1 protein-coding gene is annotated in these 1,059 nt (G+C 44.1%); it reads right to left on the reverse strand.

Annotated features, from left to right (window positions below; genetic code table 11):
• On the reverse strand, positions 1–759 hold a 759-nt coding region (locus POTG_RS11185), incomplete at its 3' end, for an aminoglycoside phosphotransferase family protein (protein WP_036645065.1).
• Positions 760–1,059: the final 300 nt, after the last annotated feature.

The following is a 1,059-nucleotide window of genomic DNA, read 5'->3' on the forward strand; positions in this document are numbered from 1 at the left end:
GTTGCTGCTGATATAGAAAGCCAATAACTTAAAGAATGGTTCCGGAGGATTTCCATGAAAATAGCCATGAATCTGCCCCGTAGCAAAATGCGGACTCACCTTAGCACTCCACACAATGCGATTAAACTCTTCCCAAGGATCGCCGTAATCACTGCGATTAAAATCGATGATCCACAGCTCCCCTTCTGGCGAAATGATCATATTCCCCACATGATAATCGCCGTGCTGAAAGCACTGCGGCCGCCGGGCGAGGTACTGCCGATTCGCTTCAATATAAGCCATGATCAGCTCGTCGCCATCCATTTTGACGCCGCAATCTTGATATTGCTTTATTTTTCGGTCTACCTTTTGATTAAAAAAGGAATCCCATGGTTCTTGATCAACTGGGGCGGGAACATTGTGAATTATCCTCAAGATTTGCCCGGCTGTCACGCCAAGGTGGTATTGCATCGTGTCCGTCATCTTCGGCAATACCATCTGCGCATCTTCACCGTCACACCAAGTCAAGAGGGTATAGACACTTTGGCCGTTGTCGCATACCCCAAAATCCACAGGCCGCGACATGGGCACACCGCTATCGGCTAATCGTTTCATCACTTCGAATTCATGTTTCTTGTGGTCGTACTGGGAAATATCAGCGATGCGCAGCAACAATTTCTCGTTGGTGACGGTTTCGATGTAGTATTTTTTGTCGCTCGACCAGCCTTTGGTGATCGGATCGATTTTTTCGAACGTTTCATAACCTTTGATATCAAACACAGGATATTCCCTCCCCCCATCGTAGCGTCCAGCATTAATAACCACACTAAGTGTAGCATTTCAATCCTAGGATGGAGTGAAGGATATAATGCTGTAAATACTACTAAAATTCGACATTTATATGGTATTATCAATATTACCTATTATGAGAAATGAGTGGTTTTTGAATGCAAAAAATAATTTATCCAGTCTTAGCACTCTTGTTTTTCTTTTCGACGAGCATTCCAGCTTATGCCGATATACCCGATCAATTACCTCCGCCTCTCTGGAGCTGCACTTTTGATAATGAAATGAATTCTA

It is taken from the genome of Paenibacillus sp. oral taxon 786 str. D14 (assembly GCF_000159955.1).
GTDB classification, from domain to species: domain Bacteria; phylum Bacillota; class Bacilli; order Paenibacillales; family Paenibacillaceae; genus Fontibacillus; species Fontibacillus phoenicis.